Source organism: Candidatus Eremiobacteraceae bacterium, from assembly GCA_036511855.1.
GTDB lineage: Bacteria > Vulcanimicrobiota > Vulcanimicrobiia > Eremiobacterales > Eremiobacteraceae > JABCYQ01.
The window spans coordinates 133,783-160,117 of sequence record DATCBN010000004.1 but is presented as its reverse complement, the minus strand read 5'-3'; the positions used below and the strand labels follow the sequence as shown (position 1 = coordinate 160,117).

Annotated in this window: 26 protein-coding genes; 11 read left to right on the top strand and 15 right to left on the bottom strand. The window is 63.4% G+C overall.

Annotated features, from left to right (window positions below):
• The 6 genes from VII69_01025 to trpS form a co-directional block, all read left to right on the top strand.
• Positions 1 to 1,237, top strand: a 1,237-nt coding sequence (locus tag VII69_01025; protein ID HEY5093679.1) for an HD domain-containing protein, incomplete at its 5' end; no start/stop codon positions are given.
• Positions 1,234 to 2,016, top strand: a complete 783-nt coding sequence (locus tag VII69_01020; protein HEY5093678.1) for an AAA family ATPase — start codon at positions 1,234 to 1,236, stop codon at positions 2,014 to 2,016. The genes VII69_01025 and VII69_01020, both read left to right, overlap by 4 nt.
• The gene (locus VII69_01015) at positions 2,013 to 2,909 is read left to right on the top strand and encodes a ParB/RepB/Spo0J family partition protein (GenBank protein ID HEY5093677.1); all 897 of its coding nucleotides are present in this window, start codon (positions 2,013 to 2,015) and stop codon (positions 2,907 to 2,909) included. The genes VII69_01020 and VII69_01015 overlap by 4 nt, the downstream gene beginning before the upstream one ends.
• Before the next feature lie 133 nt (positions 2,910 to 3,042).
• Complete coding sequence (locus VII69_01010) at positions 3,043 to 4,758, top strand: hypothetical protein (GenBank protein ID HEY5093676.1); 1,716 nt, start codon at positions 3,043 to 3,045, stop codon at positions 4,756 to 4,758.
• Positions 4,759 to 4,809: 51 nt separating this feature from the next.
• Positions 4,810 to 5,583, top strand: coding sequence for a hydroxymethylpyrimidine/phosphomethylpyrimidine kinase (locus VII69_01005; GenBank protein ID HEY5093675.1), 774 nt, complete (start codon positions 4,810 to 4,812; stop codon positions 5,581 to 5,583).
• 77 nt (positions 5,584 to 5,660) lie between these two features.
• Positions 5,661 to 6,674, top strand: a complete 1,014-nt coding sequence (trpS, locus tag VII69_01000; protein ID HEY5093674.1) for a tryptophan--tRNA ligase — start codon at positions 5,661 to 5,663, stop codon at positions 6,672 to 6,674.
• A gap of 107 nt (positions 6,675 to 6,781) precedes the next feature.
• Here trpS and VII69_00995 read toward each other — a convergent pair whose 3' ends face one another.
• The 15 genes from VII69_00995 to VII69_00925 all read right to left on the bottom strand — a co-directional run bounded on the left by VII69_00995 (position 6,782) and on the right by VII69_00925 (position 20,853).
• Positions 6,782 to 7,969 carry a pyridoxal phosphate-dependent aminotransferase gene (locus VII69_00995; protein ID HEY5093673.1) on the bottom strand — a complete coding sequence of 396 codons (1,188 nt, stop codon included), beginning with the start codon at positions 7,967 to 7,969 and terminating at the stop codon, positions 6,782 to 6,784.
• Positions 7,970 to 8,075: 106 nt separating this feature from the next.
• Positions 8,076 to 8,942, bottom strand: a complete 867-nt coding sequence (locus VII69_00990; GenBank protein HEY5093672.1) for a DMT family transporter — start codon at positions 8,940 to 8,942, stop codon at positions 8,076 to 8,078.
• Positions 8,943 to 8,979: 37 nt separating this feature from the next.
• Positions 8,980 to 10,893: a penicillin-binding protein 2 gene (mrdA, locus tag VII69_00985; protein ID HEY5093671.1), complete on the bottom strand. Its 1,914-nt coding sequence runs from the start codon at positions 10,891 to 10,893 to the stop codon at positions 8,980 to 8,982.
• Positions 10,890 to 11,474, bottom strand: coding sequence for a rod shape-determining protein MreD (mreD, locus tag VII69_00980; GenBank protein HEY5093670.1), 585 nt, complete (start codon positions 11,472 to 11,474; stop codon positions 10,890 to 10,892). The genes mrdA and mreD overlap by 4 nt, the downstream gene beginning before the upstream one ends.
• Positions 11,471 to 12,289, bottom strand: coding sequence for a rod shape-determining protein MreC (mreC, locus tag VII69_00975; GenBank protein ID HEY5093669.1), 819 nt, complete (start codon positions 12,287 to 12,289; stop codon positions 11,471 to 11,473). Before mreC ends, mreD begins: the two co-directional genes overlap by 4 nt.
• Positions 12,235 to 13,341, bottom strand: coding sequence for a rod shape-determining protein (locus VII69_00970; protein ID HEY5093668.1), 1,107 nt, complete (start codon positions 13,339 to 13,341; stop codon positions 12,235 to 12,237). Before VII69_00970 ends, mreC begins: the two co-directional genes overlap by 55 nt.
• A 6-nt stretch (positions 13,342 to 13,347) precedes the next feature.
• Positions 13,348 to 13,938 carry a Maf family protein gene (locus VII69_00965; protein HEY5093667.1) on the bottom strand — a complete coding sequence of 197 codons (591 nt, stop codon included), beginning with the start codon at positions 13,936 to 13,938 and terminating at the stop codon, positions 13,348 to 13,350.
• Complete coding sequence (locus VII69_00960; protein ID HEY5093666.1) at positions 13,931 to 14,359, bottom strand: DUF3465 domain-containing protein; 429 nt, start codon at positions 14,357 to 14,359, stop codon at positions 13,931 to 13,933. Before VII69_00960 ends, VII69_00965 begins: the two co-directional genes overlap by 8 nt.
• Positions 14,359 to 15,621, bottom strand: coding sequence for a diaminopimelate decarboxylase (gene lysA, locus VII69_00955; GenBank protein ID HEY5093665.1), 1,263 nt, complete (start codon positions 15,619 to 15,621; stop codon positions 14,359 to 14,361). The genes VII69_00960 and lysA overlap by 1 nt, the downstream gene beginning before the upstream one ends.
• A gap of 220 nt (positions 15,622 to 15,841) precedes the next feature.
• Positions 15,842 to 16,450: a nicotinate-nucleotide adenylyltransferase gene (gene nadD, locus VII69_00950; protein ID HEY5093664.1), complete on the bottom strand. Its 609-nt coding sequence runs from the start codon at positions 16,448 to 16,450 to the stop codon at positions 15,842 to 15,844.
• Positions 16,451 to 16,454: 4 nt separating this feature from the next.
• On the bottom strand, positions 16,455 to 17,717 hold the full coding sequence (gene obgE / locus VII69_00945) for a GTPase ObgE (GenBank protein HEY5093663.1): 1,263 nt from the start codon (positions 17,715 to 17,717) through the stop codon (positions 16,455 to 16,457).
• A 41-nt stretch (positions 17,718 to 17,758) separates the two neighbouring features.
• Complete coding sequence (gene rpmA / locus VII69_00940; GenBank protein ID HEY5093662.1) at positions 17,759 to 18,034, bottom strand: 50S ribosomal protein L27; 276 nt, start codon at positions 18,032 to 18,034, stop codon at positions 17,759 to 17,761.
• A 290-nt stretch (positions 18,035 to 18,324) separates the two neighbouring features.
• Positions 18,325 to 18,819, bottom strand: a complete 495-nt coding sequence (locus tag VII69_00935) for a hypothetical protein (protein HEY5093661.1) — start codon at positions 18,817 to 18,819, stop codon at positions 18,325 to 18,327.
• 194 nt (positions 18,820 to 19,013) lie between these two features.
• Positions 19,014 to 20,042 carry a hypothetical protein gene (locus VII69_00930; GenBank protein HEY5093660.1) on the bottom strand — a complete coding sequence of 343 codons (1,029 nt, stop codon included), beginning with the start codon at positions 20,040 to 20,042 and terminating at the stop codon, positions 19,014 to 19,016.
• 670 nt (positions 20,043 to 20,712) lie between these two features.
• Positions 20,713 to 20,853, bottom strand: a complete 141-nt coding sequence (locus VII69_00925) for a hypothetical protein (protein ID HEY5093659.1) — start codon at positions 20,851 to 20,853, stop codon at positions 20,713 to 20,715.
• Positions 20,854 to 21,124: 271 nt separating this feature from the next.
• On the opposite strand from VII69_00925, the gene VII69_00920 reads away from it, so the two are divergent.
• The 5 genes from VII69_00920 to rnc all read left to right on the top strand — a co-directional run bounded on the left by VII69_00920 (position 21,125) and on the right by rnc (position 26,334).
• On the top strand, positions 21,125 to 21,661 hold the full coding sequence (locus VII69_00920; GenBank protein ID HEY5093658.1) for a hypothetical protein: 537 nt from the start codon (positions 21,125 to 21,127) through the stop codon (positions 21,659 to 21,661).
• A gap of 156 nt (positions 21,662 to 21,817) precedes the next feature.
• Complete coding sequence (locus tag VII69_00915; protein HEY5093657.1) at positions 21,818 to 22,846, top strand: hypothetical protein; 1,029 nt, start codon at positions 21,818 to 21,820, stop codon at positions 22,844 to 22,846.
• A gap of 230 nt (positions 22,847 to 23,076) precedes the next feature.
• On the top strand, positions 23,077 to 23,904 hold the full coding sequence (locus VII69_00910) for a fatty acid desaturase (protein HEY5093656.1): 828 nt from the start codon (positions 23,077 to 23,079) through the stop codon (positions 23,902 to 23,904).
• Between the two features lie 452 nt (positions 23,905 to 24,356).
• The gene (fabF, locus tag VII69_00905) at positions 24,357 to 25,604 is read left to right on the top strand and encodes a beta-ketoacyl-ACP synthase II (GenBank protein ID HEY5093655.1); all 1,248 of its coding nucleotides are present in this window, start codon (positions 24,357 to 24,359) and stop codon (positions 25,602 to 25,604) included.
• A 4-nt stretch (positions 25,605 to 25,608) separates the two neighbouring features.
• Positions 25,609 to 26,334 carry a ribonuclease III gene (gene rnc / locus VII69_00900; protein ID HEY5093654.1) on the top strand — a complete coding sequence of 242 codons (726 nt, stop codon included), beginning with the start codon at positions 25,609 to 25,611 and terminating at the stop codon, positions 26,332 to 26,334.
• Position 26,335: the final 1 nt, after the last annotated feature.

Sequence of the window (26,335 nt, the reverse complement as noted above, 5' to 3'; positions counted from 1 at the left end):
CGAATTGGTCCACAAACTTCGCCAAGCCGGTTCAGCCGAGCTCGTCGGCGCGTCCTTCGGCGTCGTGAAATTCGCAGCGAACGGTATGGTCACCGATATCGCGCTGCCGAGGCGAGAACGCTCGACGGGCACACATCACCGGGATTTTGCGGTCGACTACGATCCGTCGATCCCCGTGGAAGACGACCTGGCGCGCCGCGATTTTCGCATCAACATGATGGCCCGTAATCTACGGACCGGCGAGATCATCGATCCGTTCGGCGGCCGGTCGGATATAGAAGCCAAGCGTCTGGACATCTTGGCAGACCAGGTCTTCGTCGAGGATCCACTTCGGATTCTTCGAGGAGCTCAATTCGCAGCGCGCTTCGATCTTACGGTGTCCGAACGAGCGATGAACGGAATGCGCGCGGCGGCCCACTTGGTATCGACCGTCGCCGCAGAACGAGTAGCGGAAGAACTCACAAAATTGCTCGTTAAGGCCGCGCGGCCAAGCATTGGATTCGAGATCCTCCGCGAGTGCGGTGCACTGGACATTCTGATTCCGGAGCTGATGGAAGGTTGGGGAATCGAGCAGAACGAGTATCATCGCTTCACAGTGTATTTCCACAATATGAAATGTTGCGATGCAATCGAGCAGGACCCAAAGCTAAGGTTGGCGGCACTATTCCACGATGTGGGAAAGCCGAGGACAAAGGATGGCCCGCATTTCTACCGCCACGAGTTCGTCGGCGAAGCGATGACCAAAGCCGTCCTCGATCGATTCCGGTTTTCCACCGACCTCACGCGCGATGTCGCGCATCTGGTGAAACATCACATGTATGCGGCCGACGATCAGCTCACCGATGCCGCGGTGCGCCGTTTCGTGCGCCGCGTCGGCGTTGCCGCAGTCGAACCGCTCTTCGCGCTGCGCGCGGCCGATGTCAGCGCGAGCGGCTTGCCGGCACGCGATCCCGCGCAGTCGAAACGATTCGAGACCCGCGTCCTCGATGCGATCGCGGCGCGCGCGCCGTTTGGCATCGCCGATCTTGCGATCGACGGCGCGGGCATCATCGCGATCATGCGCGAGCTCAAACTCGTCGGGCCGGAGTTCAGCGGAGACCGCCGCGTCGGCGAAGCGTTGAATCACTGCCTCGAGCAGGTGCTCGACGACCCCGCACTCAACGAGCGCGAATCGTTGCGCGCGCTCGTGCGCGCGTTTTTTGCCGCACCGCAAGCGCCTGCGACGGCGCCACCGTGATCGATCAGCAAACGCACAGCAAAGCCCGCATCTTCGCCGTCGCCAACCAAAAAGGCGGCGTCGGCAAGACCACGACCGCCGTCAACGTCAGCGCCGCCGTCGCGAGGCTGGGCAAGCGAGTGCTGCTCGTGGATATCGATCCGCAAGGCAACTCCACCACCGGCCTCGGCATCGATAAAACGCAGGTCGAGACGTGCATGTACGACGTGCTGCTCAAGAACGCGACGGTACGCGACGCGCTGCACGCCACGTCGGTCCCCAACCTAACCCTGCTTCCCGCAACGTTGAATCTCGCCGGCGCCGAACTCGAGCTTGTCAGCGCGCTTTCGCGGGAACAGCGACTCAAATCGGCGCTGGCATCCGTTGCGTACGACTTCGACCTCATCATCATCGATTGTCCGCCGTCGCTTGGATTGCTCACCCTCAACGCATTGACCGCAGCGGACGCCCTCTTGATACCAGTGCAAGCCGAATACTTCGCGCTCGAGGGCCTCGGCCAGCTCACGCGGGTCATCGAGCTGGTGCGCGCGCACTTGAACCCCACGCTGAGCATTCACGGAGTCGTGGTCACGATGTTCGACGGTCGCACAAATCTTGCGCGGCAGGTCGTGGACGAAGTGGAGCGGCACTTCCCGAATCTCGTCTTCACAACGCGCATTCCGCGCAACATCCGTGTGTCCGAAGCGCCGTCGTACGGCGCACCCATCACGGAGTTCGATTCCCGAAGCGCCGGCGCGATCGCCTACGCCGCGCTTGCCGAAGAGGTGCTGGCACGATGACCATCAAGCGCGGCCTAGGCCGCGGGCTCGACGTGTTCTTCCCCGGCAATCGCGGGGAGAACGGTGCTCCGCCGCCGGGGTCGCTCACGATGATCGCGGTCGATGAGATCGCGCCAAACGCGCATCAACCGCGGCGCGCGTTCGACGCGGCCGCCCTCGATTCGCTCGCCCAATCCATCCGCGCAAACGGGGTGCTGTCGCCCATCGTGGTCCGTCCGCTCAGCGGCGGCGCGGCGAAGTATGAGATCGTGGCCGGCGAACGGCGCTGGCGCGCAGCCCGCTCGGCGGGCCTGCGAGATATGCCGGCGATCGTGCGCGAAGTGCGCGACGGCGCGTCGATCGAACTTGCGTTGCTCGAAAATCTGCAACGCGAAGATCTCAACGCGATCGAAGAGGCCGCGGGCTATCGCCAGCTCCTCGACGATCACGGCTTCACGCAAGAGATCCTCTCCGAACGCTTAGGCAAGAGCCGCCCGACCATCGCGAACGCGTTGCGTTTGCTTTCGCTGCCCGAGTCGGTGCAGGCGATGGTTCGCGACGGGCGGCTCAGCGCCGGCCACGGCCGGTCGCTCGCCGCGATGCCGCACAAGCTTGCCGAGGATTTCGCCAAACGCGCGGTGCGCGAAGGGTTGAGCGTGCGCGAGATCGAGCGGCTCGCCGCGCAAGCTGCGCCGCAGCGTTCGAAGTCCAAAGGCGCCGATCGAAAAACAGGCGGCACCGCCGCAGCCGGACTGTCCGCCGACATGGCCGAGATCGAAAATCGGCTCCGCTTTGCGTTGGCCACGAAAGTGGCGCTTGCGATGGGCGCGCGCGGAGGCACCATCACCGTGCACTTCGCAGACGACGGCGAACTGCAGCGGATCGTCGACCGGCTTTGCCCCGAAGATCAGTAGACAAAAATCGCCGATGCCGCGCGGCGGACCATCAAGGAGATACGTGCGAGCCGAGACAAGACGGTTCTCAAGTCAGGGCCGGCGCCGTCCGGCTCTTTCCATTCACGCTCACGCCTACATGAAGGCATCGCCGATGCGCCGTCTCCTCTCGATCCTCTTGTGCTTGTGCCTATCGGCCGCGCCTGCGACGGCGGCCGCGCCGAACTCGCCGGTGCGCGCGACGGTGGTGATGTTGTGGACGGTCGCCGATCCGCAATCCGCTTCGGCGGACGTGCGGGCCATGGACGTCGCGCTGCGCGCTCCGTTTGAAATCGGCGCACCAACGCGCGCGCTGCATCTGCATGCCGGAGCGCGCTTCGCCATCGCGCTCTCGCCATCGTACGCGGCCGCCCTGAGTCTGGCCGACACGAATCCGCTCGGTGCCGCGTTGCTCGCGACCGGCGAACGAACGGATGCGCGGACGCGCGACATCGTCGCACTGCTTGCCACGATGCCGCCGCTTCGCGCGCAGGCAGCATCCACAGCCGGCGCACGCGAACTCGCCGCGCTGACAAACTCGGCGCAACGTTGGCTGGCGGCCGTCGGCGCGGCGCATTTCAACACGGACGATCTCCGCCGCGCCGCGGCGCTCAACGCAGCCGCGCGGCTGACCAACGCGGGCTCCGACAGCGCATCCGCTCTCCTCGCACATCCGCCGGCTGCGACTGCCGCGCTGTTCAAGGCCGCGAACGATGTCTTGCGGGCAGCGGTGAGCGCTGCGGACAAAGATAGCCGCGATGCGGCGGCGCGCGGCGCACTCGAATTCGTCGCGACCCCCGACGGGGCGCCGGTCTTGCCGCTGCTCGTCGACTCGGGCGGAAAGACGCTGTCCGACCCGAGTGTGATTCCGCTCAACGCCGCGGCCGATGCAAGCGCGCTGATCGACGATGCCCTTGCGGGCGTTTCGCTGCTCGCCAGGCATCGCGGGGGCGGCCTTTTGGCGCCGTTTGGCGCGTACGACGATGCGTCCGCACAGCTCATCGCCGCGCGCGGCGCGCGTTTCGCCGTCTATTCGGATCGCGTTCTTCAGACCTCCCAAGCGGGCGGATCGGTCGCCGCGTTGCGCGCAGCGAGGGCGTCGTCGTATCAGACGTACGGATTGCAAATCGGCAAGACGTCGACGTTGCCGCTGTACTTCTGGGCCGACGGTCCTTCGCGCGCGCTCGATGGACTTGCGACATCGCAGCCGCCGGAATCGTTCGCCGCGCGCGTGCTTGCGGATGCGAGCGATGCAGGCGCGACCTCGTTCGACGGAACGTCGCGGGTGATCACATTGCGCGTCCAGTTGGGTGCGCCATGGGCGCAACGGCCCGACGCAGCGTCGCTCATAGAAAGTCTCGCCGGAGCACTGGCGCGATGGGGCGCTGCAGCGACACCGTCCGGTTATCTCCAAGGTCGTCGCACGGCGATCGGCGCGTATGGATTCGCACCGGGGTCGACTCTCGGAGCGCTCGACGCGTTCAACGCGTTGCCGAATCAAACGGTGATGTGGGCGGCGCTTGCTCAAGCGCGCGATGCGGCGGGCGGCGATGCGGCGCTGACTAAACCGGCGATCCGAACGCCGTTGCTTCGAGCCGAATCGGGCTCATGGTTCTTGCTTCCGACGCTGCCGTTGGCGCCCGACCAATTCAAAGAAGACCTCGACAACTTCAGGGGCTTGCTGCGCGCAGTTTACGCGGGCGCGGGCCAGCCGCCACCCGCGACGATCGCGCCGATGCGGCCGAGCACGCCCGCTCCGGTCGTGCCGTCGCCGGTTCCGTCAGCGACCAAGCCCGGGGCGAAGAAAAGCGGTTATCCACAGGGTCTGTGAATATGTGGAGAACAAGCGTTTGATGTGTCCCGCCGCAAGTGCTACTTACTAGTGAAACAAGAGTCGCCGATCGTCTGCACTATCGGCACGACCGATCCCACAGGCGCCGCCGGAATCGGCCTGGATTTGAAGCTTTTCACGCGATTGGGTGTGCGCGCCGTGTTCGTGGTCGCGGGGGTCAGCGCTCAGTACAGCGAGAGGGTCATACGGGTGGACCCACTACCGGCTGTTTCGATAGCGGCGCAGCTGCGCGCGATCTGGCAACAAGCGAAACCGGACGCGATCCGCATCGGACTGCTGCCGGCGGCCGACGGCATCGCAGCGGTCGCGAAGTTCTTGCGCGCGCTGCGCCGGCGCCCACCCATCGTCCTCGACCCGGTGCTCGCCGCGACGAGCGGGCGGAAATTCTCCGGTCCGCCCGAGATCGCGGCATTGAAAAAACTATTCACACTTTGCGAACTCGTGACACCGAATGCGCGCGAGGCGGCGAAACTTGCCGGCGTTCGCGTGCGCACGGTTGCGGAGGCGGCGCAAGCAGGTCGCGCGATCGCGCGCGAAGCCGGATGCGCGGTGCTCGTCAAGGGTGGACATCTGACGGGCCGGATCTGCTACGACGTCCTTGCAGACGCGGGCGGCGTCGTTTACATCGGCACCCGGCGATCGGCGCGAAGCATGCGCGGCACGGGGTGTTTGCTCGCGGCAGCGATCGCGGCCGAACGCGCGCGCGGTGCGTCGCTGCACGAAGCGATCGGCAGTGCGCGCGACATCGTTGCCGCGGCGTTGCGCGAGGCGAAGCCGCTCGGAAACGGCAGCCCTCAGTTTTAAATGGCGGGGAGTTCGCGCGAAGTTAGCAAACAAGCGACATCGCATTCTTTCACGTCGGGCGCACGGAGCGAACATACTTGATCGATCAGGCATCTCTAAGACCCGAGGCGGTCGCGCGCAAACGGATCATGGCGGGAATGCGCCCGACCGGCGACCTGCACGTGGGTCATCTGCTCGGCGCGCTGCGCAATTTCGTCGATCTCTCGCACCGGCACGATTGCTTCTTCGAAGTCGCCGATCTCCACGCGTTGACGACAAAATTCGAGCGTAGCGACGAGATCGCCGCCGACGTCACGAAAATGGTGACCGGTTGGATTGCGGCAGGCCTGGATCCCGATGCGTGCACCATATACGTGCAGTCCCAAGTGCCCGAGATCAGCGAATTCTACGTGCTCCTGTCGATGATCGTGCCGGTTTCGTGGTTAGAGCGCGTGCCGACGTACAAGGACCAAGTGAGCGCGCTTGGGACCGCGATCGCGACGCACGGATTCCTCGGCTACCCGGTGCTGCAGACCGTCGACATCGCCATCATGAAGGGCCAAGGCGTACCCGTCGGCCAGGATCAATTGCCGCACGTGGAATTGAGCCGCGAGATCGTCCGCCGGTTCAATCATCTCTACGGCAGCGTCTTGATCGAACCGGAAGCCATTTTGTCCGAGACGCCGTATGTACCCGGCACGGACGGCCGCAAGATGAGCAAGTCGTACGACAATAGCATCATGTTGTCCGATTCGCCCGAACAGACGCTGGCCAAAGTCAAGACGATGTACACCGATCCCACCAAGATCCGCAAGAATGATCCTGGTCATCCCGAGACGTGCCCGGTATTTTTCCTCCAAGAGGCGTTCAACGCCGACGGCGCGCGCGAAATCGCCCGGCGTTGCCGCGCGGGCGAGCTTGGCTGCGTCGAGGACAAAGCCGACATGGCAGGGCGGCTCAACGAAGCGCTCGCCCCGATCCGCGAGCGCTTACGCGAGTTAAGCGCACGCCCCGGCTACGTGGACGAGATTCTTTTCGAAGGCACAAAACGCGCCCGTACTGTCGCGCAGGCCACGCTCGCTGAGGTGAAAAGCGCAATGGGGCTCGCGTAATTGTAGGAGGGTGAGCAACGCTGTACTAGGGTGAGCAGCGCTCACCCAAAAAATGGGCAAGCGATGCTTGCCCTAGTACGGCTTGCCCTCCTACATATTTAGAATATTTACGATTTGTAGTTCGCCACCGCGCGGGTGATGCGGGCGAGCGCCTCGCGCAAGTTGGCTTCAGAATTCGCGTACGACATCCGGATAAACCCGCGGCCGTTCGGGCCGAACGTCGATCCGCCGAGCACGGCGACATTGCCCGCCTCCAAGATATGATTCGCGAGCTTCACGTCGTCCGGCTCGATCTTCGAAAAGTTCGGGAAGACGTAGAACGCGCCGCCGGGCATCTCGCACGTCACGCCGGGGATCTTACGCAGGCCTTCCACCAAGAGCGTGCGGCGCCGCAGAAATTCTTCGCGCATCGCTTGCACCGGACGATCGTCGCCCGACAACGCCGCAAGGCCGGCATCCTGGACGAACGTGGCGGTGCACGAAACGGTGTTGAGCATGAGCGCGCACACGGCGTCCGCGATATATTTCGGGAACACGCCAAAACCTAAGCGCCACCCGGTCATGGCCCACGCCTTGGAAAATCCGTCGATGAGGATCGACTGCTCAGGCAAACCGCTCATGCCGTAGTATGATGCAAATTCGGCATCGTAGGAATGGCGGTTATAGATCTCGTCGGAGATCACCAGTATGTTGTGTTTGCGCGCGATCTCCGCGATGGCCGCGATATCTTGCGGTGTCATGATGCCGCCGGTTGGATTGTGCGGCGAGTTGACGACCAAGATCTTCGTCTTAGCCGTGACCGCGCGCTCGAGGTCCGCTGGATCCAATCGGAAGCCGAGCCGCTCCTGCAGCGGCACCGAGACGGGCACGGCCCCGACATACGTGGTGATCGAGCGGTACGCCGGATATGCGGGATCCGGAATGACGACTTCGTCACCCGGGTTGAGCAGTGCGAGCAGCGTCATCGCGATGACCGGCTTGCCGCCCGGCCCGACGACGACTTGATCCCGCGTGATGTTGAGGCCGCGCGTCCGGCTGACGTGGGCGGCGATGGCGTCGCGCAGTTCTGCGATGCCGGCCGCCGGCGTATAGTGGGTGCGGTTAGCGCGGATGGATTCGATGCCGGCTTCTTTGACATGCGACGGCGTGTCGAAATCCGGCTCCCCGATCTCGAGGTGGATGATGCTGCGGCCCTCGGCCTCAAGGGCACGCGCCTTTGCGAGCATGACGAAAGCGCTCTCGGTGCCGAGCCGGCGCATGGTGTCCGCTAGCGCGAACGTGGGTGCAGTTTGCATGACGAGGCGGCGCTCCCGAAAACAAGAGACGAGCGGGTGGAATAAAAGCCGACTTTCGCCTGCGCCGACGGCGCTCCTTGAAACGAAGCGAGCGTTCCTAATGACACTAGCGGCCGGTGGCGATGCAAGCGATGCCGGCCACCGCGCACGCCATGCCTGCCATCTGCGCCGGCGTGAAACGCTCTTTGAGGAGTACGCGTGCGAGCAGGACGGTGCTGGCCGGATAAAGCGATGCGAGCACCGCGACAAGCGAGAGATAGCCGAAGCGAGTTGCTTCCAGGTACAGCGCGTTCGCGGTGACGTCGACCACTCCCGAAGCCAAGATCAACCGCAACGAACCGGGCACAGGTCGCAGCGAATGGCGCAGCGATAGCGCCGCGGCGAGGCAGATCGCCGACGACACGATCCGCGACGGGACGAGTGGCCAAAGCCCGGACGCGGGGCTTGTCCGCGCGATGAAGATGTAGAAGCCGCCGATCGCGAGGCCAGAGATGAATGCGTCGAGCACGCCTGGCTCCCGCCACCACGGACCGGCAAACGAAAGCGGCGAGCCGTGCTCATCGTGGCCGGGCGAGCTCGTGACGAGGGTGATGGCGACAAGCGCGATGACAACGCCGGCGAGCGCGAGCGCAGAAGGTCGTTCTCCGGTTGAAAGTCCGAAGACGACCGGGGCGATCGCGGCAACCACCGCCGTGATCGGCGAGACGACGCTCATGCGGCCGCGCGAGAGCCCGCGATACAGAAAGGCGATGCCAAACGCGCCGGTCACGCCCGCGAATGCGCCGAACATGATATCCGTGCGCGTCGGAAAGGCCGGCGGCAATACGCGCAGCAGCACAAGCAGGATGGCCAATCCCACGAGTTGCGAGATGACGACCACCGCGAGCACGCGCGCACGCCGGCTCGCGATGCCGCCCATATAATCCGCTGCGCCGTATGCAAATGCGGAGAGCAGCGCCAGGATCACGCTCATTTAGCGAGGCGCTTCTTCGAATGGGCAAGCGAATGTGTCAATCTCTGAGGCCCGTGCCGCTCGGACCGGCATGACGGATATGGAAGTAGGCTTCGACGATCGCTTGCGCGACCGGGGCTGCGTTCACCGCGCCGAATCCATTCGTGCGATCCATGAACACGACGACGGCGATCTGCGGTTTGTCGTACGGCGCGAAACAGACGAACCATGTGTGGTTGTAGCCTTGAGGATTGTCGATCGTCGCGGAATTCTCGGCCGTGCCTGTCTTTCCGGCATAGTGGAAACCTGGGATTTCAACGTTATGCGCGGTGCCGCCGACATCTTCGATCGCGCCCAACATGCCCGCGCGAATCACCGCCAGGTCTTCCGACGGCACGGGCACGGTGCGCGGTTCCGGCCGGGTGAACGTATGCACGATATTGCCGCGCGCGTTGCGGACGTCGGCCACGATGTACGGTGAATACAACCGGCCATCGTTGGCGATCGCCGACGCGATCCGCAGCATCTGCATCGGCGACGCTTCGACAAAACCTTGCCCGATCGCCATGTTGACGGTGTCGCCGCCGTACCAATCGTCGCCGACGACTCTTTTCTTCCACGCAGGCGTCGGGAGCGTGCCTTCGGTCTCACCTGGCAGGTCGACGCCGGTCTTCTGGCCGATCCCGAACGCCGACGCATACTTGTCGAGCCGGTCGATGCCGAGCGCATGGCCGACTTGATAGAAGAACACGTCGCACGATTCGGCGACCGCCGTCCGCACGTCGAGCGTGCCGTGCCCGCCGGCCGCGTCGTCGTTGAAGATATACCCGTTAAGATCGAAGGCGCCGCCGCAGTAGCGTGTGGATGACGGCGTCATCAGACCGGATGCGAGTATCGCCGATCCGCTGATCATTTTGAACGTCGACCCGGTCGGATATTTCCCGGAGATGGCCCGGTCGAACAACGGATTGAGCGGGTCGCTCAAGTACGACGCGTAGCGCGCCTCGGTGATGCCGGTCGAGAAGTCATTGGGGTTGACGTTCGGCTGGCTGACCAACGCGAGAATGGCGCCCGTGTTCGGATCTTCCACGATCGCCGCACCCGCGACCGCGTGGCCGATGCGTTTGGTGATGTCTCTGCGCTGTTGCGCGACGGCCGTCTCGGCCGCGCGCTGCAGCCGCCAGTCGATGGTGAGGTCGAGGCTGTTGCCCGGCACGGCGACGAACTCGTCGACGTTGGCGACAGCTTCGCCCGCGGAGTTGACTTTGATCCGCCGGCCGCCGCGTTGTCCTTGCAGCATCCGGTCGTATTGGTACTCGATGCCGTCCTTGCCGACGACGTCGTTCGAGCCGTAGCCTTTGCCTTTGCGTTCGGCGTATTCGCTTGCCGTTATCTGTCCGACATAACCGACGATGTGCGAACCGATCGTGCCGAACGGATAGTCACGAACCGGTATGAGCTCGACCGCCATCCCGGGCAGATGATCGGCCTGTTCGGCGAACCGCCCGACCACTTGAGGGTTGAGGTCCTCCGCGACGTTGATCGGCCCGAGCGGCACGGCGCTTGCGAGATCGCCAAAAGACTTGTACGCGACGCCGTTTTGGTGAAGCAATCGCTTCCATATCTCCGTCGCTGGTTTGCCGAGGATGCCGGCGAGCTCTTGGATTTCGGCTTGAGGCTGCGACAGCTGCATCGGCACGATCTGGACGACGAACGACGGACGGTTGCGCGCGATGACGACACCGTGACGATCGTAGATCACGCCTCGGGGCGCCGCAACGGGTATCGTCCGGAGCTGATTGAGATCGGCAAGCCTGGAGTAGTGGCCGCCATCGCGCAACTGGACGTCGGCGAGCTGCCAGATCAAGATCGCGAACACGAGCGCGATGCCGCCGCCGAACGCGAACATCCGCGCACGTCGTGACGACGTCGTGGGCTCCGGCGCGAATGGCCGTCCGCCGCCGTATCTCATGAACGGCCGGTCCGCGCGACGCCGTACGTCCGGATGATCGCGAGCGAGAGCGCAGCGACCGCACAATTCATGAGGACCGCCCACGCCATCGTGTGCGTCGTGCTGGTGAACGCGCCGCGTTCTCCGAAAGCGAGCGCCAAGATCAGCCATGCGAACAGCGTGTGCACGATCGTCGCGAGCGCGACGGCGCCGATGAACACCGGCAGCGAATCCCAAAAGAATCGATTGGCGAGCAATCCGGCGCCGAATCCCGCGAGCGTCAATCCCAGTACGTTTACGCCGCCGCCACCCAACGCATCGGCGAACACGCCTGCGAAAAAGCCGAGCCAACCGCCTGTGACGACGCCGCATCGCAGTCCGGTCCACACGACGAGCACGGTGAGAAGCGACACGTGGGCGCCGCGAAATTCGACGCCGGAGAGCACGGTGGATTGTAGCACAGCACAACCGAACGCGATCGCGAGCAAGGCGGGAAAACGCGGCGGGACCGAGATCTCCGCGTCGACGCGCGCGGTCCGCGGCTGTCTGCTCGGACCGATGCGGAGGCGATCGGCGTCGCGCGCCGGATCGAAGGTGCTCACTTCGAGGTCAGCACCAGCACGTGCGCGAGCGAAGTGACGTCGATCGCCGGCTGCAGCACCGCGACCTGATAGAGCGCGTTGTCCTTACGGTCGACTTCCAGCACCGCGCCGATAGGAATGCCTGCCGGATAGATCTCGCCGAGGCCGGTGACCACCTTGTCGCCTTCGAGCACTTTGACGTCCTGGCCGATATACTTCATCCGCGCGTGCGGGCCGCTGCCGAAGACGATGCCCCACGTATGCGTGCGCAAGAGAAACGCGGGAACGGCGCTCGACGGATCCATCACGAGCAGCACGTGCGAAAGATGCGCGCCCGCGTCCACCACATGCCCGACCAATCCTTCGCCGTTGACGACGACGTCGTTGCGTTCGACGCCGTCGCGCGTGCCGCGGTCGATCGCGATTTCTTTGCGCGCGGCTTCGGGCGCGTAGCCCACGACGTCGGCTTCGATCGTTTTTGCCGGCGCGGCCAATCGGACGCCGAGCATGCGCCGAAGTTCGGTGTTTTCGTCGCCTCTTGCTTTGAGCCGCTCGTTGGCGGATGCAAGGTCGCGCGCTTTTTGCGCGAGGCGCGCGTTCTCGGCAGTGATGACGCCTGCGTGCGTGACGACGTACGCCTCGGAGCCGATGGCTTGACCGATGCCGTTTATCGCCCGCGCGATCGGTGTGACCACCGTGCCGACGATCTCGTCCGCTAAGCTTTGACCTCCGCGCCGGGCCGCATCGATCTCGAACAGCATCGCAACCGACGCGACGATGATCAACGCGAGGAAAACGAGGAGCTTTCTTTCATCCCAGAACGAAGGAATCGCCACCACCTGCCGATCAGCGAGACGGACGCGGGGAACAACGTGTCGAACAGGCGGCGATCGCGCAAAATCTCGCCCGTGCCAAGCGCAACGCAGAGCAACGGGTTCTCGGCTCGCCGTACCGGCAATCTGAGCACGAGGCTGAGCGTTTCCGCGAGTCCGGCGATCTGCGATCCGCCGCCTGCGATCACAAGTCCGCGCTCGGAAAGATCGCGCACGAGTTCCGGCGGGGTCTGCTCCACGACCGCGCGGATCGCATCGACGATTTCGCCCAACGGCTCTGCGATTGCCGCGCCAATCTCTTCCTCGCGAACCTCGAGCGTTCCCGGCCCGCGCGTTCGCACGTTCTGACCGAACGCAGAGACGCTTGCCCGTCCGAGCGGCCGCCCGTAATAGCCAAGCGCGATCTTCAATTGTTCGGCGCTGCGTTCGCCGATGATGAACCCGCGCGTCGCCCGGATGTGCGCCATGATCGCGTCATCGAGACGGTCGCCGCCGAGCTTGAGCGACTTGCCGACGACGATGCCGCCGAGCGAGATGACCGCGACCTCGGTGGTGCCGCCGCCGATATCGGCGATGCCCGACGCATTTGGTTCGAGGACCGGCAAGCCGGCCCCGACCGCCGCAGCCATAGCTTGCTCGACGAAATAAACTCGGCCGGCGCCGGCGCCGAGCGCCGCTTCTTTGACGGCTTTCTTTTCGACGACGGTCGCCGAACCGGGAACGCCGACCATGACGCGAGGCGGGATGAGCGGCCGGCCGCGCAGCGCGCGCTCGAGCAGACGCCGGACCAGCGCCTCGGTGTAGGTGAAGTTGGAAACGACGCCGTTGCGCATCGGCCGGACCACGGTGACGTTGCGCGGCGTACGCCCGAGCATTTGTTTCGCGCCTTCGCCGACCGTGATGATCTCGCCGGTATCGGTGTCGATCGCGACCATGCTGGGTTCGGAAAAGCGCACGCCTTCGCCGCGCACGAACACAGGTGTATTTGCGGTGCCCAAGTCTACGCCAACCTCGGGCGCGTACCGCGCATAGAGGCGGTCAAAAAAGCCGCTCATCTCGTCCTACAGCAATTCGTAGCCAAGGGCTGCGAAAGCCTGGTCGAGCCGGGCGAGCGGCAGGCCCATGACGGCGTAGAAATCGCCTTTGATGGAAACGACGTTGAGCGCGCCTTTGCCTTGGATGCCGTATGCGCCGGCTTTGTCCATCGGCTCGCCGGTGGCGACGTAGCGGGCGATCCGCTCATCGTCGAGAGCGGCGAAGCGTACGCACGCCGATTCGACGCCTTGTTCGCGCGAGCCGTTCGACCGGTCGAGCACGACAAATGCGGTGTGGACGTCGTGTTCGCGGCCGGCGAGCAGCGCGAGCATGCGCCGCGCATCAGGTTCGTCGCGCGGTTTGCCGAGCAATATACCGTCCACGACCACGATCGTGTCGGCTGCTACGAGAACGGGCGGACCGCCGGCTTGCGCCGCCGACGCTTTGCCGTCCGCGTGACGGAGCGCGAGCGCCCGAGGGTCGTCATCCGGACCAAGTTCGTTGACTTCTTCGTACTCGCTGCGCAAGAGGGTGACGTCGAGTCCGACGCTGCGCAGCAACGCTAGCCTTCGGGGCGAACTCGATGCCAAGCTCACCGCGCGGAGCCGCTCAGTCATAGAGGACACCGTTGTCGCGCACGAATCCGGATTCGTGATGCCCGCGAGGGTCGTGGTGCGTCCAGTGGATGACAGGTCCGCTCGGGTCTATCGCAAGTTCGCCCCGCACCGTCACCGTATCACCTTGGTGAATGGGCGCGGCGCGGCCGATCGAAATATTGTCGGCTACGAGGACATCTTGCTCGTCGTTGCCCGCTCGCACCGCGACGACGAAGCGCTCGTGGGCGCCTTGCGCGCCGTCCTGCGTCGTTAGCACGCGGACGACCGCGCCGTCCACCGTGACCTCCGCGCCGCTCCTGCCGTGCGCTATGTCGTCGAGCGCTCCGGCATTGTCGGGATTCGCGCCGCCAAGCGAGCAGCTCGCGATCGCGCAGCAGAGAACGGACGCCGCGGCGCAGGCCGCCACGTGCAGCGAGCGCATCAATCGACGTCGAGATCCAGCACGTGTTCGAGCGGTTCGCGTTGTGCGATGAGCCGAGCGCGTCCTTCGTTGACCAACACGACCGCGGGCCGCGGAAACCGGTTGTAGTTGCTCGCCATCGAATACGTATACGCGCCGGTGTCCGCTACCGCAAGCACATCGCCCGCTTGCGGCGCAGGCAATGGTACGCGCGCGACAAGCCGGTCGGTTTCGCAGTGCCGGCCGAAGATCGTGTACTCACCGTCAGGCGCTTCGTGTTCGCGCCCGACGATCGACACATCGTAGCGAGCCGCGTAGAGCGCAGGTCGCGGATTGTCGGACATCCCGCCGTCGACGATGAGCGCCTCGCAGCCGTCGGGCAACCGCTTGCGGACGCCGATCGTGTACAGCGTCGTGCCGGCTTGTGCCACGAGCGCCCTGCCGGGTTCGACATAGATGTGAGGGCGCGCAAGCTCGCCGTCGGCGAGACCACGTTCGAATGCGCTGAAGATCGCGTCCGACCAGTTCTCGGGCGTCAGCTCTGCCGTGCCGGCGCCGAGGCCAAGGCCGCCGCCGACGTCGATGACCTCGCATTGAGCGCCGCAGTGCCGTCGCACATCGCGCGCGAACGAGAGCAGTTCGTCGACTTCGGTTTCGTACGACGTGAGATCCGAGATCTGCGATCCGATGTGACAGTGCAAACCGGCGAAGCGCAAGTTCGGATGAGCAAGGACCGCCATCACCGCTGCGAGCGCTTGCCCGTCGCTCAAGACGAAGCCGAACTTCGAATCCGGCGCGCCGGTCCGGATAAGTTCGTGCGTGTGCGCAGCGATGCCGGGATTGACGCGCACGAGGACATCGGCGGTCGTGCCGGCCGCTTTCGCGCGCGCGCCCAATTCGTCGATCTCCGCGCGGTGATCGACGACGACGTGGCGGGCCCCGTTCAAAATCGCGGCATCGAGTTCGGCCGCGGTCTTCCAACAGCCATGCACGATGCAATCGGCGGCCGGCACACCTGCCCGCAAGGCCGTTTCGAATTCGCCGAGCGAGCAGACGTCGAGCGCCAAGCCTTCTTCGCTGGCGATGCGCGCGATCGCCCGGACGAGCAGCGCTTTGCCGGCGTAGGTCACCGACGCCGTCCAGCCTTCGCGAGCGAACGCCGTGGAGAAACGCCGCATGGCGCCCCGCAGCGTGAGCTCGTCGATGACGAGCAGTGGTGTGCCGTACGTCACAGAAAGGCCGAGAAGGACGCTTGCGCCTGCCCGGACCGGTGCTACGACCACATGTTCGGAATTGTGGGGAACCATTGGTCCTATTATAATGGGAACCGTGCCGTTCGAAAGATCGCCGCGCGACCCATTGCCGCGCAAGTACCGCTTGCGTATCGTCGGTCAGTGCCGCATTTTGCTGCTAGGTTGTTTCGGTGCTGCCGCCGCCCGTCGAGCGACTCGACCGATTGCGACGGGAACGTTCGCATTCCCCGCCTTCGGCACCAACTAGCCTCTACTTATAAAGCCCCCGGCGATCTATGTAGCGTGCCACGCGATGCGGCACCAAATTATCGATCGATTGCCCTGCCGCGACGCGAGTCCGAATCTCGCTCGAGCTTACGTCGTCTACGGCGAGGTCGAGCGGCACGAAGCGCGCGCGCAACGCTGGGTTGAGGTCACCGAGCACTCTCTCGACGTCTGCCCAAGAACTTCCGCGCCTCGGCACGACGTAGAAGCGCTCCACCGCGGTTGCCACTTCGTCAAGCCTGCGCCATGCGCTGTGCGCGAGCGAATCCGCGCCGGCGATAAAAAACAACGAGTCGTCCGGAAACGCCTTGTGCGCGAGCGCAAGCGTATCGACGGTATAAGCGGGTGCGGGTTGGTCGAGTGCGGTCGCATCGAATTGCAAGCGCGAATCAACGCCCTCAAGCGCCAGGCGCACCATCTCTGCGCGGTCGGCGGCGGAGGCATGCGTTTCGCGATGCGCTGGTGCGCCCACGGGCATGAACAGAACACGATCGAGCGGCGCGGCCTCAAGCACCCCGCGCGCGATCGCAATATGCCCGTCGTGCACGGGATCAAAGGTGCCACCGAGTATGCCGGTCCGGCGAATCTCGCGCACGTCGCTACGAAAACGTGTATTCGACGGTGCCGACGCGAACGCGATCGCCCGGTTGCGCTCCGAGCTTTTCGAGCTTGCGGCGCGCGCCGCTGCGCTGCAGCACGCGGTCGAAGTAAGCGCGGCCGTCTTCCGAATCGAACTCGGTCATCGCCGCGAGGCGCTCGATCTTCGTGCCGACGATGCGGTACGCGGCGCCCTCTTTGAGCACGTTGACACCCGCCGTCGGCGCTTTCGCTTTTGGATGAAGGACCGGCACGGCACCGGCGTCGGTTTCGAGGTCGTCCGTGCGCGCCGTGAGGATGGCGTCGTACGCGGCGCCCATCAGGCTCTTGATGCCTAAGCCGCTCGCCGCAGAAATGCCGAACACTTCAGCGCCGGTCTTCTCGCGCACCGCGCGCAGGGTCTCGGCGGCATCGGGAAGATCTTGTTTCGAAACGGCGACGATGCGCCGTTTGCGCAGCAATAGCGGGCTCCAATCGGCCAACTCGTGCTCGATCATCGCCATTTGCGCGAGCGCCTCGTCGGGCGGAAGCCCGCCGTCAACGAGGTGGATCAAGACGCGTGTTCGTTCGACGTGGCGCAGAAATTTGTCGCCGAGGCCGGCACCTTGGCTGGCGCCTTCGATCAGACCAGGAACGTCGACCAACACGAAGCTCGCGTCAACGTCGATCTGCACAACGCCGAGCTGCGGCTGCAACGTGGTGAATGGATAGTCGGCGATCTTCGGGCGGGCGGCGGAAACCGACGCGAGGAGGGTGGACTTGCCGGCGTTAGGGGCGCCTACGATGCCGGCATCGGCCAACAGTTTAAGTTGAAGGTCGAGCTCGAACTCTTCGCCCGGCTCGCCTTTTTGCGCGAAACGCGGCGTCTGACGCGTCGGCGTGGCGAAGTGTTGATTGCCCAGGCCGCCTTTGCCGCTGCGCGCGATCAACGCCGTCGCGCCCGGTTCGTTGAGATCGGCGAGCAATTCGCCTTTCGAATACACGAGCGTGCCGCAGGGAACCGGAAGTATGATGTCCTCGGCGTCTTTGCCGTGGCAATTGTCGCCCGCGCCATCCTCGCCGTTTGAGGCTGCGAAGATGCGCTTGTGCCGGAAATCGATGAGCGTCGTGCGCTGCGAATCCGCTTGTAAGTAGACGGAGCCGCCGCGGCCGCCGTCGCCGCCTGTCGGTCCGCCGCGCGACGTGAATTTGTCGCGCCGGAAGGCGACGATGCCATTGCCGCCATTGCCGGAGCGAACCGAGATGTGAGCTTCGTCGACGAACATCTAGCGGACGAGCCCGGCTGCGTCAGCCCGGGCGGCGATGATCAAACGTCGGCAGCGACCGCCACGACCTGCTGGTCGCGGCCGCGGCGTGCGAATTTGACGATGCCGGCGGCCAGCGCGAACAGCGTGTTATCCTTACCCATGCCGACGTTCGCGCCGGGGTAGAATTTGGTGCCGCGCTGGCGCAAGATGATGTTGCCGGCACCGACTTTTTCGCCCCCGAATTTCTTCACGCCGAGGCGTTGCGAATTGGAGTCGCGACCGTTGCGCGAAGATCCAAGGCCCTTTTTGTGGGCGAAGCGTTGAAGATCGATCAGAAAAGACACTAGGTTCTCCGGTCTGTCATTCGGGACGACGGTTGATTCAGATGATTCAAACAGCTTCGGTAGTATATCAAAGGCGCCCGAATGGGTCAAATATGCGAGGGGATAGGAGATAAGCGCTCCGAAACCGGCCTTCGTCCCGCAACGCGAACTGCATTAACCGCGATTCCCGGGCCGCACATATTACGCCAAAGTGAACTCAAATGGTCCCATCGCGACCCACTTTGACCGATGAGATCTGCGAGTCTCGGGCCGGCAATACGTACGTGCGGATCCGGCCGCGATTATCGCCGTCGAGGATCTTGCCGTGTTCCTCTCCTGCGAGTAAGGCACCGCCGTGGCCGTCGGCTTCCGCTCCAACCGGTTTGAACGCCCGGTCGGGGGGCGGTGACGACAGTTGCTTTGTCGCCCGGCGTAACGGAGACGACCGCGTTTGTGTTTTGTTCGGCGATCCACACGCCGCCGTTTGCCATCATCGCGATGCCGAGCGGCACGCCATCGGCTTTTCCCAAAGGATGGATCTTGTGCAGCGGACCGTAGTCGCCGCCGAAACGTGCGTATCCGGCGCCGCACCGCGAACCAAACGCGGTGCACGGCATCGTCACCCACACGCCTCGATAGGCATCGACGCCGAGATCGCCGATTCCCTGACCGTAGGAGACGCCGGGACCGGGCCCATTATGCGCGATCGCAAAACAGACCCTGCCGTCACGTCCGAGACTGACGGCGGTGATTGGGGCGGTCGACGCGAGTCCCAATCTGTTGATGGCCGCCGGCACGCTTTTTCCCGTGCAACCGCCGAGCAGCAGACAGAAGCCGACGATGATCGGTGTGTTCGCCTAACTACGACGGGTGCGCGACATCGCGTCGCCGTTCCGACACAAAATGAAGAACCCCTGTGAACGCCGCGAGCGACCACCCCTAGGGGTGATCGCTCGCGGCCGCTTCGATGCGTGGACGAGTATTTCGAGCGTTAGATGCCCGCAACCGTCCCGATCTTATTTGCGATGTGTTCGGTGAACCAGACCGTGTTGTTGGGTCCAAGCGTGATACCGGTGAGTCCGCTCGCCGGGGTCGGAGCTGGGAATTCCGACACGACGCCTGCAGTTGTGACCTCTGCGATGTTGTTGGCGCCTGATTCCGTGAACCAGAGCGCCGCGGGGCCGAGGTCCGACGGACCGACGGTGATTCTGCTCGGCACAGCGGCGGCGGTAAGCGTGGGATACGTGGTCACCGCGCCGGCTGTCGTCATCTTGTCGACTTGGCTCAGCGCATCATCGGTGAACCACAGGTTCCCGTCGGGACCAGTGACGATGCCTTCAGGATTGCTTCCTATCGGAAGCGCGAACTCCGTGAAGTGACCGTTCAGACGGCCGATCTTACCGGCGGTATTTTCGGTGAACCAGAGCGCGCCGTCCGGGCCGAGCGTGATAAATGCCGGGTGAGAGCGCGGCGTCGGCACGAGGAAGCCGGTGAGGTTTCCGGTTGTCGGTGAAATGCTGACGATCCGGTTACCGTCGAGCTCGGTGAACCACAGATTGCCGTCGGCTCCTGTCGTGATGCCGATGGGATCCGATTTCGGTATATTGATCGGGAACTCAGTGATCACACCTGCCGGCGTGATCTTACCGATCTTGTTGCCGATCGATTCTGTAAACCACAGATTTCCGTCCGGGCCAACAGTGATTCCGGCCGGCCGCGCGTTGGCCGTCGTGATATGAAAGTGCTTGATCTTGCTCGTCGTGACGTTGAAGACGGCGATGCTGTTCTTGAAATATTCCGTGAACCAAATATTGCCGTCGGGTCCGGTGACGATTCCAGTCGGACCGCTACTCGCTTGCGGAACCGGCGTTTCTGTGATGGTCATGGCCGCAGTGTGGACGCTGCGTCCGTTGATGCCGTTCGGAGATCCCGCGAAATTGCCGGCGGGAATCACGGACTTGACGCCGCACCCTGCGATAAGCAGAGCTCCAGCGGCGATTGCGATGAACACATTTCTCATAGAATTCAATTGCGACTCCGTCTAGACGAGCGCTCATTTGAGTTGTCATCGTAACATTCGTCCTGGGCCCATTACCATGCCTAAAAGACCCATCCTGTAATGCGCATCACGAGGGCGATTCCATATGAAGCGCGTTATTCGAAAGACCTAGGGACGTTGTTGAGGCGCGCTATCGAGGATTTTCGCGATCCAATTAGCGTGTGGATATCCGCACGCTGAAAGAGTCCTGCAGTCGCGGTCGAAATCGTACTCGACGCGCCGGATCGTCGGCGTCGAATCATCCAATAATAAGTATGCTGCGCGCCGATCGCCATCGTATGAGAGACTGACGCTACGGGAATTCGCGACGGTCATGTTCGGCAAACGCCGGATGAACGCACGATGTATGTGGGCGTATACCGCCGGGCTTCTTCAGCGGTGCGAATGCCGCTTCTAGTTCGGCATCGACCACATAGTGTGCGGGTGCGAGCCAAAAACTATCGGGGCTTGCGTGAAGAAGCGCAATGGGGCCGTGCGTTTGCTTGTGCGGTAAGGCACGCAACCAAGCTAGGTGCTCTTCTCCGAGCGCTTCGCGCGTGGCAACTGCGATTGCCTGGATTGCGGCACGGAACGGCTGCATCGCAGGCGCTTGATCCGCAATCGCGGTCAGCAATTCGGGTGCATATAGCATCTAGCCGGCGTTGCCCACCACGCCGCGCCAACCCAGATCGCGAATGCGGTCGACGATTTCGACCGGGCTCGATCCCGAGTTGGCGAGATCACCGCCGTGGAAGATCAGATCAGGAGAAGTCTGCTTCAAGTCCGCCAACACCGCTTCAAAGCCGTGCGGTTTCCGTGGATGTCGGAGACGATTGCGTTGCGCATCTACTGCCCGATAACTCCATCGCTGGGGCACGCTACTTGTGACGTCGGATGGACCGGGGAATCGCAAATGGGGCTATGGAGTGGAAAGTTTTGCGGACGCCGAGTATCTGTGCATCTACGGGCTAAGACCGGCGGACTGGAATGCTCGAGGCAGGCAGTTGGCGAGAACCGCGGTCGAATGCACGCGTGATAGGCTGGCCGACCGGATCAGAAAAGATGTGGCCGCCGCGGCCAAGACCGCGACCTCGACATCCGCGTGCATGGTCATCGATCTCTTCGCAGGATCGGCCAATACGTTATATTGGATCGTGCGCAACGTGTTCGCGACGAGGGCGATCGGATTTGAGCTGGACGACGACGTCTTCGCGATAACCAGCAAGAATGTCGCCCCAATCGGCGCGGGCATCGACGTCGAGCACGAGGATTACGAAAGCGGGCTCAAACGGCTCGTCGTTTCGCCCGACGAGTCGATCGTCGTCTTCCTCGCGCCGCCGTCGGGAGACGCGCTGCGCGACGATTCGGGGCTGGACCTCCGACGCACCCAACCTCCGGTCAGCGACATAATCGATCTCACCGAAAGCATATTCGAAAGAAACAAGATCCTCTTTGTCATCCAAGTCTATGAGTCGATCGAGCCGCAATCGCTCGAAGAGATAAACGTTAGATTCGATTGGTCGGCGTTGCGAATCTACGATTTCAACGCGCCGGGGAAAAATCACGGGATACTGTTAGGCGCAATGGGTTGGTCGAGCTGAACGCGAGATGAAGGCTGCTTTGCAAGCGGTGCGCTTGCTTTGCTTCTCGGATTGCGCAATCGCACGTTGGGTATTTTGGGCATAGTAGTTGGCCCAGGACGATGTTATCATCAAGGTCCATCATGGCCGAATCACTCGAGGTGAAAGTCGCTTCATATGAAATACGGACTCATCATACTTGCCGCCAGCATGCTCGTGCTGGCTGGATGCGGCGGAAAATCCGTTCTACCCACGAACAATTTTGGCGGCTCACAACCGGCCACGACGGCGCGAGGCCTACACCCGTTGATCGCCACGGCGATCACCGAGCTGCCCGTTCCCCAACCGAGCAGTGGTCCAACTGCCATCACCACAGGGCCCGACGGGAATATCTGGTTCACGGAATACTTCCGGAACAGCATAGGCGTCGTCAACGTGACGACACACAAGATCAAACATTTCCATATCGCCACGGCACTCGCGCGGCCCGTGCAAATAACGGCCGGTCCGGATGGAAATCTGTGGTTCACCGAATCCATCGGCAATAAAATTGGGAAAATCACCCCGGCCGGCGTCATCACAGAATTTCCGTTGAATCTTCCGAAGTCCGATCCCATCGGCATCGTCAGCGGGCCCGGGGGCCTTCTCTGGTTCACCGAGCTCGACGCCAATCGTATCGCGAGCATCTCGCCTACAACCGGAAACATCACCGGCTACGCGATTCCCACGCCTCATTCGCATCCGGGGTATATCACGGTCGGTTCGGACGGCGCGCTCTGGTTCACGGAAAATACGGCGAACAAGATCGGCCGCCTCAGTGGCCATTTTCAAGAGTTCGCGCTCGCGATGAACAGCAGGCCTGAAGGCATCGCCACAGGTCCCGATGGGAACGTTTGGTTCACGGAATCCGGGCCTAGTATGATAGGGCAGATCACGCCCCTAGGCGTGATAACCACCTTCAACACAACAACTCCGAATGCGGGCCCGGCCAGGATCAACGCCGGTCCTACTAGCGGCGCCCCTGCGTTGTGGTTCACCGAACCCACGGTCAATAAGATAGCGCAGATAACCACCGCGGGCGTCGTAACCGAATTCGCGGTGCCGACTGCAGCGAGCGGCGTGAACGGCATCGCGGCCGGTCCCGACAACAACATCTGGTTTGCCGAAAAAAACGTCAACCAGATTGGAATAGAAACTGGCCCTTGATCGCGGATGATCCGCGATAAGCGGGGACCGGCAAGATAGGCGGCTGCTTCTAAACAGAGGCGCCGTTTTTTTTGCTATCCAGAATGGGGCACTATTCGTACGTACTACCGGCGGCGGCTAGGTAATGATCGTGCGGAGGATTAAATCTCATATGAGCCTGACCGCGAGTCCGCCTGTCCGGGCCGCTAGAAAATCACCATGCATTTATGAAAACCACGAATTGGCCGATAATGATCGGCCTTTGGACCGTCAACTTGGGCGCGCTGCTGGTGTTCGTGCCGGGTAGTTTCAGTTGGTCCGCCGTCGCGGTGATGTTCGCTTTATGGTATATCACCGGCGGCATCGGCGTGTCGTTGTGCTTTCACCGGACGTTGACGCACCGAAGCCTCGTGCTTGCAAAACCGATCGAGTACGCCATGGCGCTGTTCGGCTCGTTGGCGCTCCAAGGCGGGCCGATCAGTTGGGTCGCGACGCATCGCATCCATCACGCGCACTCCGACAAAGACGGTGATCCTCACGACGCGCGGCGCGGGTTGCTCTGGACGCACATGCAATGGCTCTATCAGCCGAACGAAGCACGGCCGTCGCGAGAAGAAAAATCCCGCTATGCCGCCGATCTTCTGCAAGACCCGTTCTTGCGGTTTCTCGAGGCGCGGTCCGTGTGGCTGCAGGTCGCGCTCGGCGTCGCGCTCTTCGCGATCGGCGGATTGCCGTGGCTCGTGTGGGGCATCTTCGTCCGGCTCGTCGCCGTCTACCACATCACGTGGCTCGTGAACAGCGCGTCTCACCGGTTCGGGTATCGCACCTATCTGACGACCGACAAGTCGACGAACTGCTGGTGGGTCGGCCTCCTCGCGTGGGGCGAAGGTTGGCACAACAACCATCACGCGTTTCCGTTCTCGGCTCGTCATGGCATGCGCTGGTTCGAATTTGATCAGACGTGGGTCGTGATCCGCATTTTGGCGGCTCTGCGGCTTGCATCTGCCGTGCGGTTGCCGAGCGAAGCGATGAAGCAACGGCGGCTCGTTCGCAATATGTCGAATTTGGCGGCGTCGTAGAATAAAGAAAGGGCGTCGCGCCGCGACACCCCTCGTATGCTAAACGATTGAAATAGCCGCAAATGTGCGGTTATTTCTTCTTCTTCGCTGCCTTCTTCGCGGGCTTCTTTGCCTTCTTCTTTGTGGCCATGATGTGGTCACCTCCCCCCTGGGTCTTCCATCGCGTGCGGGGCGTTTCTGTACGCCTCTTGCATCTTGCGCTATCGGCCTTGAGGCTTCAGCGCTTATCGCCTGCGGACGGAGAGTGCGGAGACTTGTTTGGGTCCACTCGCGGACGCTTCTGTCCGAAAAAGCGTCCTCCCTTTCACCATCGGCAAGTGGTGCGACACACATTAGCGTAGATGCCGATGCGCGATCATCGCGTGCAAGCCCACGCGATGTCGTCATCGACGTCGCGCGCACTCACTCCGGTGCAGGAACCGCGCGCGACCGACGCCGATTAATCCCAACGTATGCCTTCATCAAGACGCGTCGTCGTCACGGGCCTCGGCGCAGTGACCCCTCTCGGCAACAACGTTCCGGAATTTTGGGCGAACGTCCTCGCCGGCAAGAGCGGCGTCCGCGCGATCACGTTGTTCGATGCGAGCGCCATGCCGACGCGCATAGCCGCCGAAGTGCGCGGCTTCGAACCCGGCGAGTTGATCGGCAAAAAAGAGGCGCGGCGCATGGACCGCTTCGCGCAGTTCGCGTTCGTCGCAGCGAAACAGGCTGTGGCCGATGCCAAACTCGTCATCACCGACGACAATCGCGACCGGATCGGCGTCATCTTCGCGTCGGGGATCGGCGGCATCCTCACGCTCGAGGATCAGCACAGGATCTTGCTCGAACGCGGGCCCGATCGCGTCTCCCCGTTCTTCATTCCAATGCTGATGGGCAATAGCGCTCCCGGCCAGATCTCCATCGCGCTTGGCGTCCACGGGCCTACGCAGACCACGGTCTCAGCGTGCGCATCCTCGAACAACGCCATCGGCGATGCCTATCGCATGATCGCGAACGGCGACGTCGACGTCATCGTGTCCGGCGGATCGGAAGCGGCCATAACCCCGCTGGCGGTCGCCGGATTTTGCTCGATGAAAGCCATGTCCACGCGCAACGACGATCCGGCCGCCGCGAGCCGGCCGTTCGACCGCGGCCGCGACGGTTTCGTCTTGGCGGAAGGCGGCGGCGCGCTCATCCTTGAGGAGCTCGAGTTCGCCAAAGCGCGCGGCGCGCATATCTACGCGGAGCTCATCGGATACGGGCAGTCGTCCGACGCCTATCACATCGTCACGCCCGATCCGTCCGCACGGGGCGTGCGGATGGCCATGCAGCGGGCGATCGCCGACGCGGATGCTTCCCCCGACGACGTCGACTACATCAACGCGCACGCCACCTCGACCGGCCTCGGCGATCTCGCCGAGGTGCAGGCATGTGCCGCGGTTTTCGGTGCGCGCGCGCCAACGTTGCCGATGAGTTCGAACAAGTCTATGTTCGGCCATGCGCTAGGAGCCGCCGGCGCGCTCGAAGGCATTTGCACCGTCTTGACGCTGCGCGACGGAATCTTGCCGCCGACGATCAACTACACCGATCCGGACCCCGAGTGCCCCGTCGATTGCGTGCCCAACGTGGCGCGAAAGGCGTCGCCGGAGGTCGCACTATCGAGCTCGTTTGGCTTTGGCGGCCACAACGCCGTGCTCGTTTTCCGGACGTACGCCGCCTAGCATCGTGTCGGAGTCGATCGGCCGCCGCCGTGCCTTGCGAGCGTTCGGCGTGCGGCTGCGGCTCAAGGCGGCCGCGACCGACGAGTGGCGACTGCTCGACGAAGCGCTGACACACGATTCGTTCGCACATGAAGGCGGCCGCGCCAAGCCAGCGGCGAGTCCTCGGCCGGCCTCAAACGAGCGGCTTGAGTTTCTCGGCGATGCGGTGGTCGGGGCGGCTGTCGCGGACTATCTCTTTCGTCGTCATCCAAAGGAATCCGAAGGCGAACTGTCGCGCCGGCGAGCCGCGTTGGTGTCGCGGGCCGCTCTCGCCGCGACGGCACAACGATGGGATGTGGGACCGCTTCTCTTGCTCGGCAAGGGCGAAGCTGCGGCGCACGGCGAGCGCCGGCCGTCGATTCTCGCGGCGACTGCTGAAGCCGTCATCGGCGCGGTCTTCCTCGCGGAAGGCTTCACCGCAGCGAGCAAGTTCGTGATGCGCGAGCATCTCGCGCACGCTGACGAGGATGCGGCGGCGGATCCGAAGACCGCGCTGCAAGAGCTCTTGCAAGGCCGCTTCAAACGGGCGCCGGCATACGCCGTCACTTCGGAAGCAGGACCGGCGCACGCGCGGACATTCTCCATTTCCGTTTTCTTGGGCAGCGACTTGCTGGGAACCGGCGCAGGTCCGACGAAGAAGTTGGCGCAAGCCGCGGCAGCCGCGGACGCGCTTCACCGATTGCGCCGCTGAG

Coding starts and splice junctions, on each gene's coding strand:
- VII69_00995 (HEY5093673.1), bottom strand. CDS start 7,969: ATGCAAACTGCACCCACGTTCGCGCTAGCGGACACCATGCGCCGGCTC.
- VII69_00970 (HEY5093668.1), bottom strand. CDS start 13,341: ATGAGCGGCTTTTTTGACCGCCTCTATGCGCGGTACGCGCCCGAGGTT.
- fabF (HEY5093655.1), top strand. CDS start 24,357: ATGCCTTCATCAAGACGCGTCGTCGTCACGGGCCTCGGCGCAGTGACC.
- VII69_01010 (HEY5093676.1), top strand. CDS start 3,043: ATGCGCCGTCTCCTCTCGATCCTCTTGTGCTTGTGCCTATCGGCCGCG.
- VII69_00960 (HEY5093666.1), bottom strand. CDS start 14,359: ATGCGCTCGCTGCACGTGGCGGCCTGCGCCGCGGCGTCCGTTCTCTGC.
- VII69_00910 (HEY5093656.1), top strand. CDS start 23,077: ATGATCGGCCTTTGGACCGTCAACTTGGGCGCGCTGCTGGTGTTCGTG.
- VII69_00990 (HEY5093672.1), bottom strand. CDS start 8,942: ATGAGCGTGATCCTGGCGCTGCTCTCCGCATTTGCATACGGCGCAGCG.
- VII69_00965 (HEY5093667.1), bottom strand. CDS start 13,938: ATGACTGAGCGGCTCCGCGCGGTGAGCTTGGCATCGAGTTCGCCCCGA.
- obgE (HEY5093663.1), bottom strand. CDS start 17,717: ATGTTCGTCGACGAAGCTCACATCTCGGTTCGCTCCGGCAATGGCGGC.
- VII69_00930 (HEY5093660.1), bottom strand. CDS start 20,042: ATGAGAAATGTGTTCATCGCAATCGCCGCTGGAGCTCTGCTTATCGCA.
- VII69_00915 (HEY5093657.1), top strand. CDS start 21,818: ATGAAATACGGACTCATCATACTTGCCGCCAGCATGCTCGTGCTGGCT.
- VII69_01015 (HEY5093677.1), top strand. CDS start 2,013: ATGACCATCAAGCGCGGCCTAGGCCGCGGGCTCGACGTGTTCTTCCCC.
- mrdA (HEY5093671.1), bottom strand. CDS start 10,893: ATGAGATACGGCGGCGGACGGCCATTCGCGCCGGAGCCCACGACGTCG.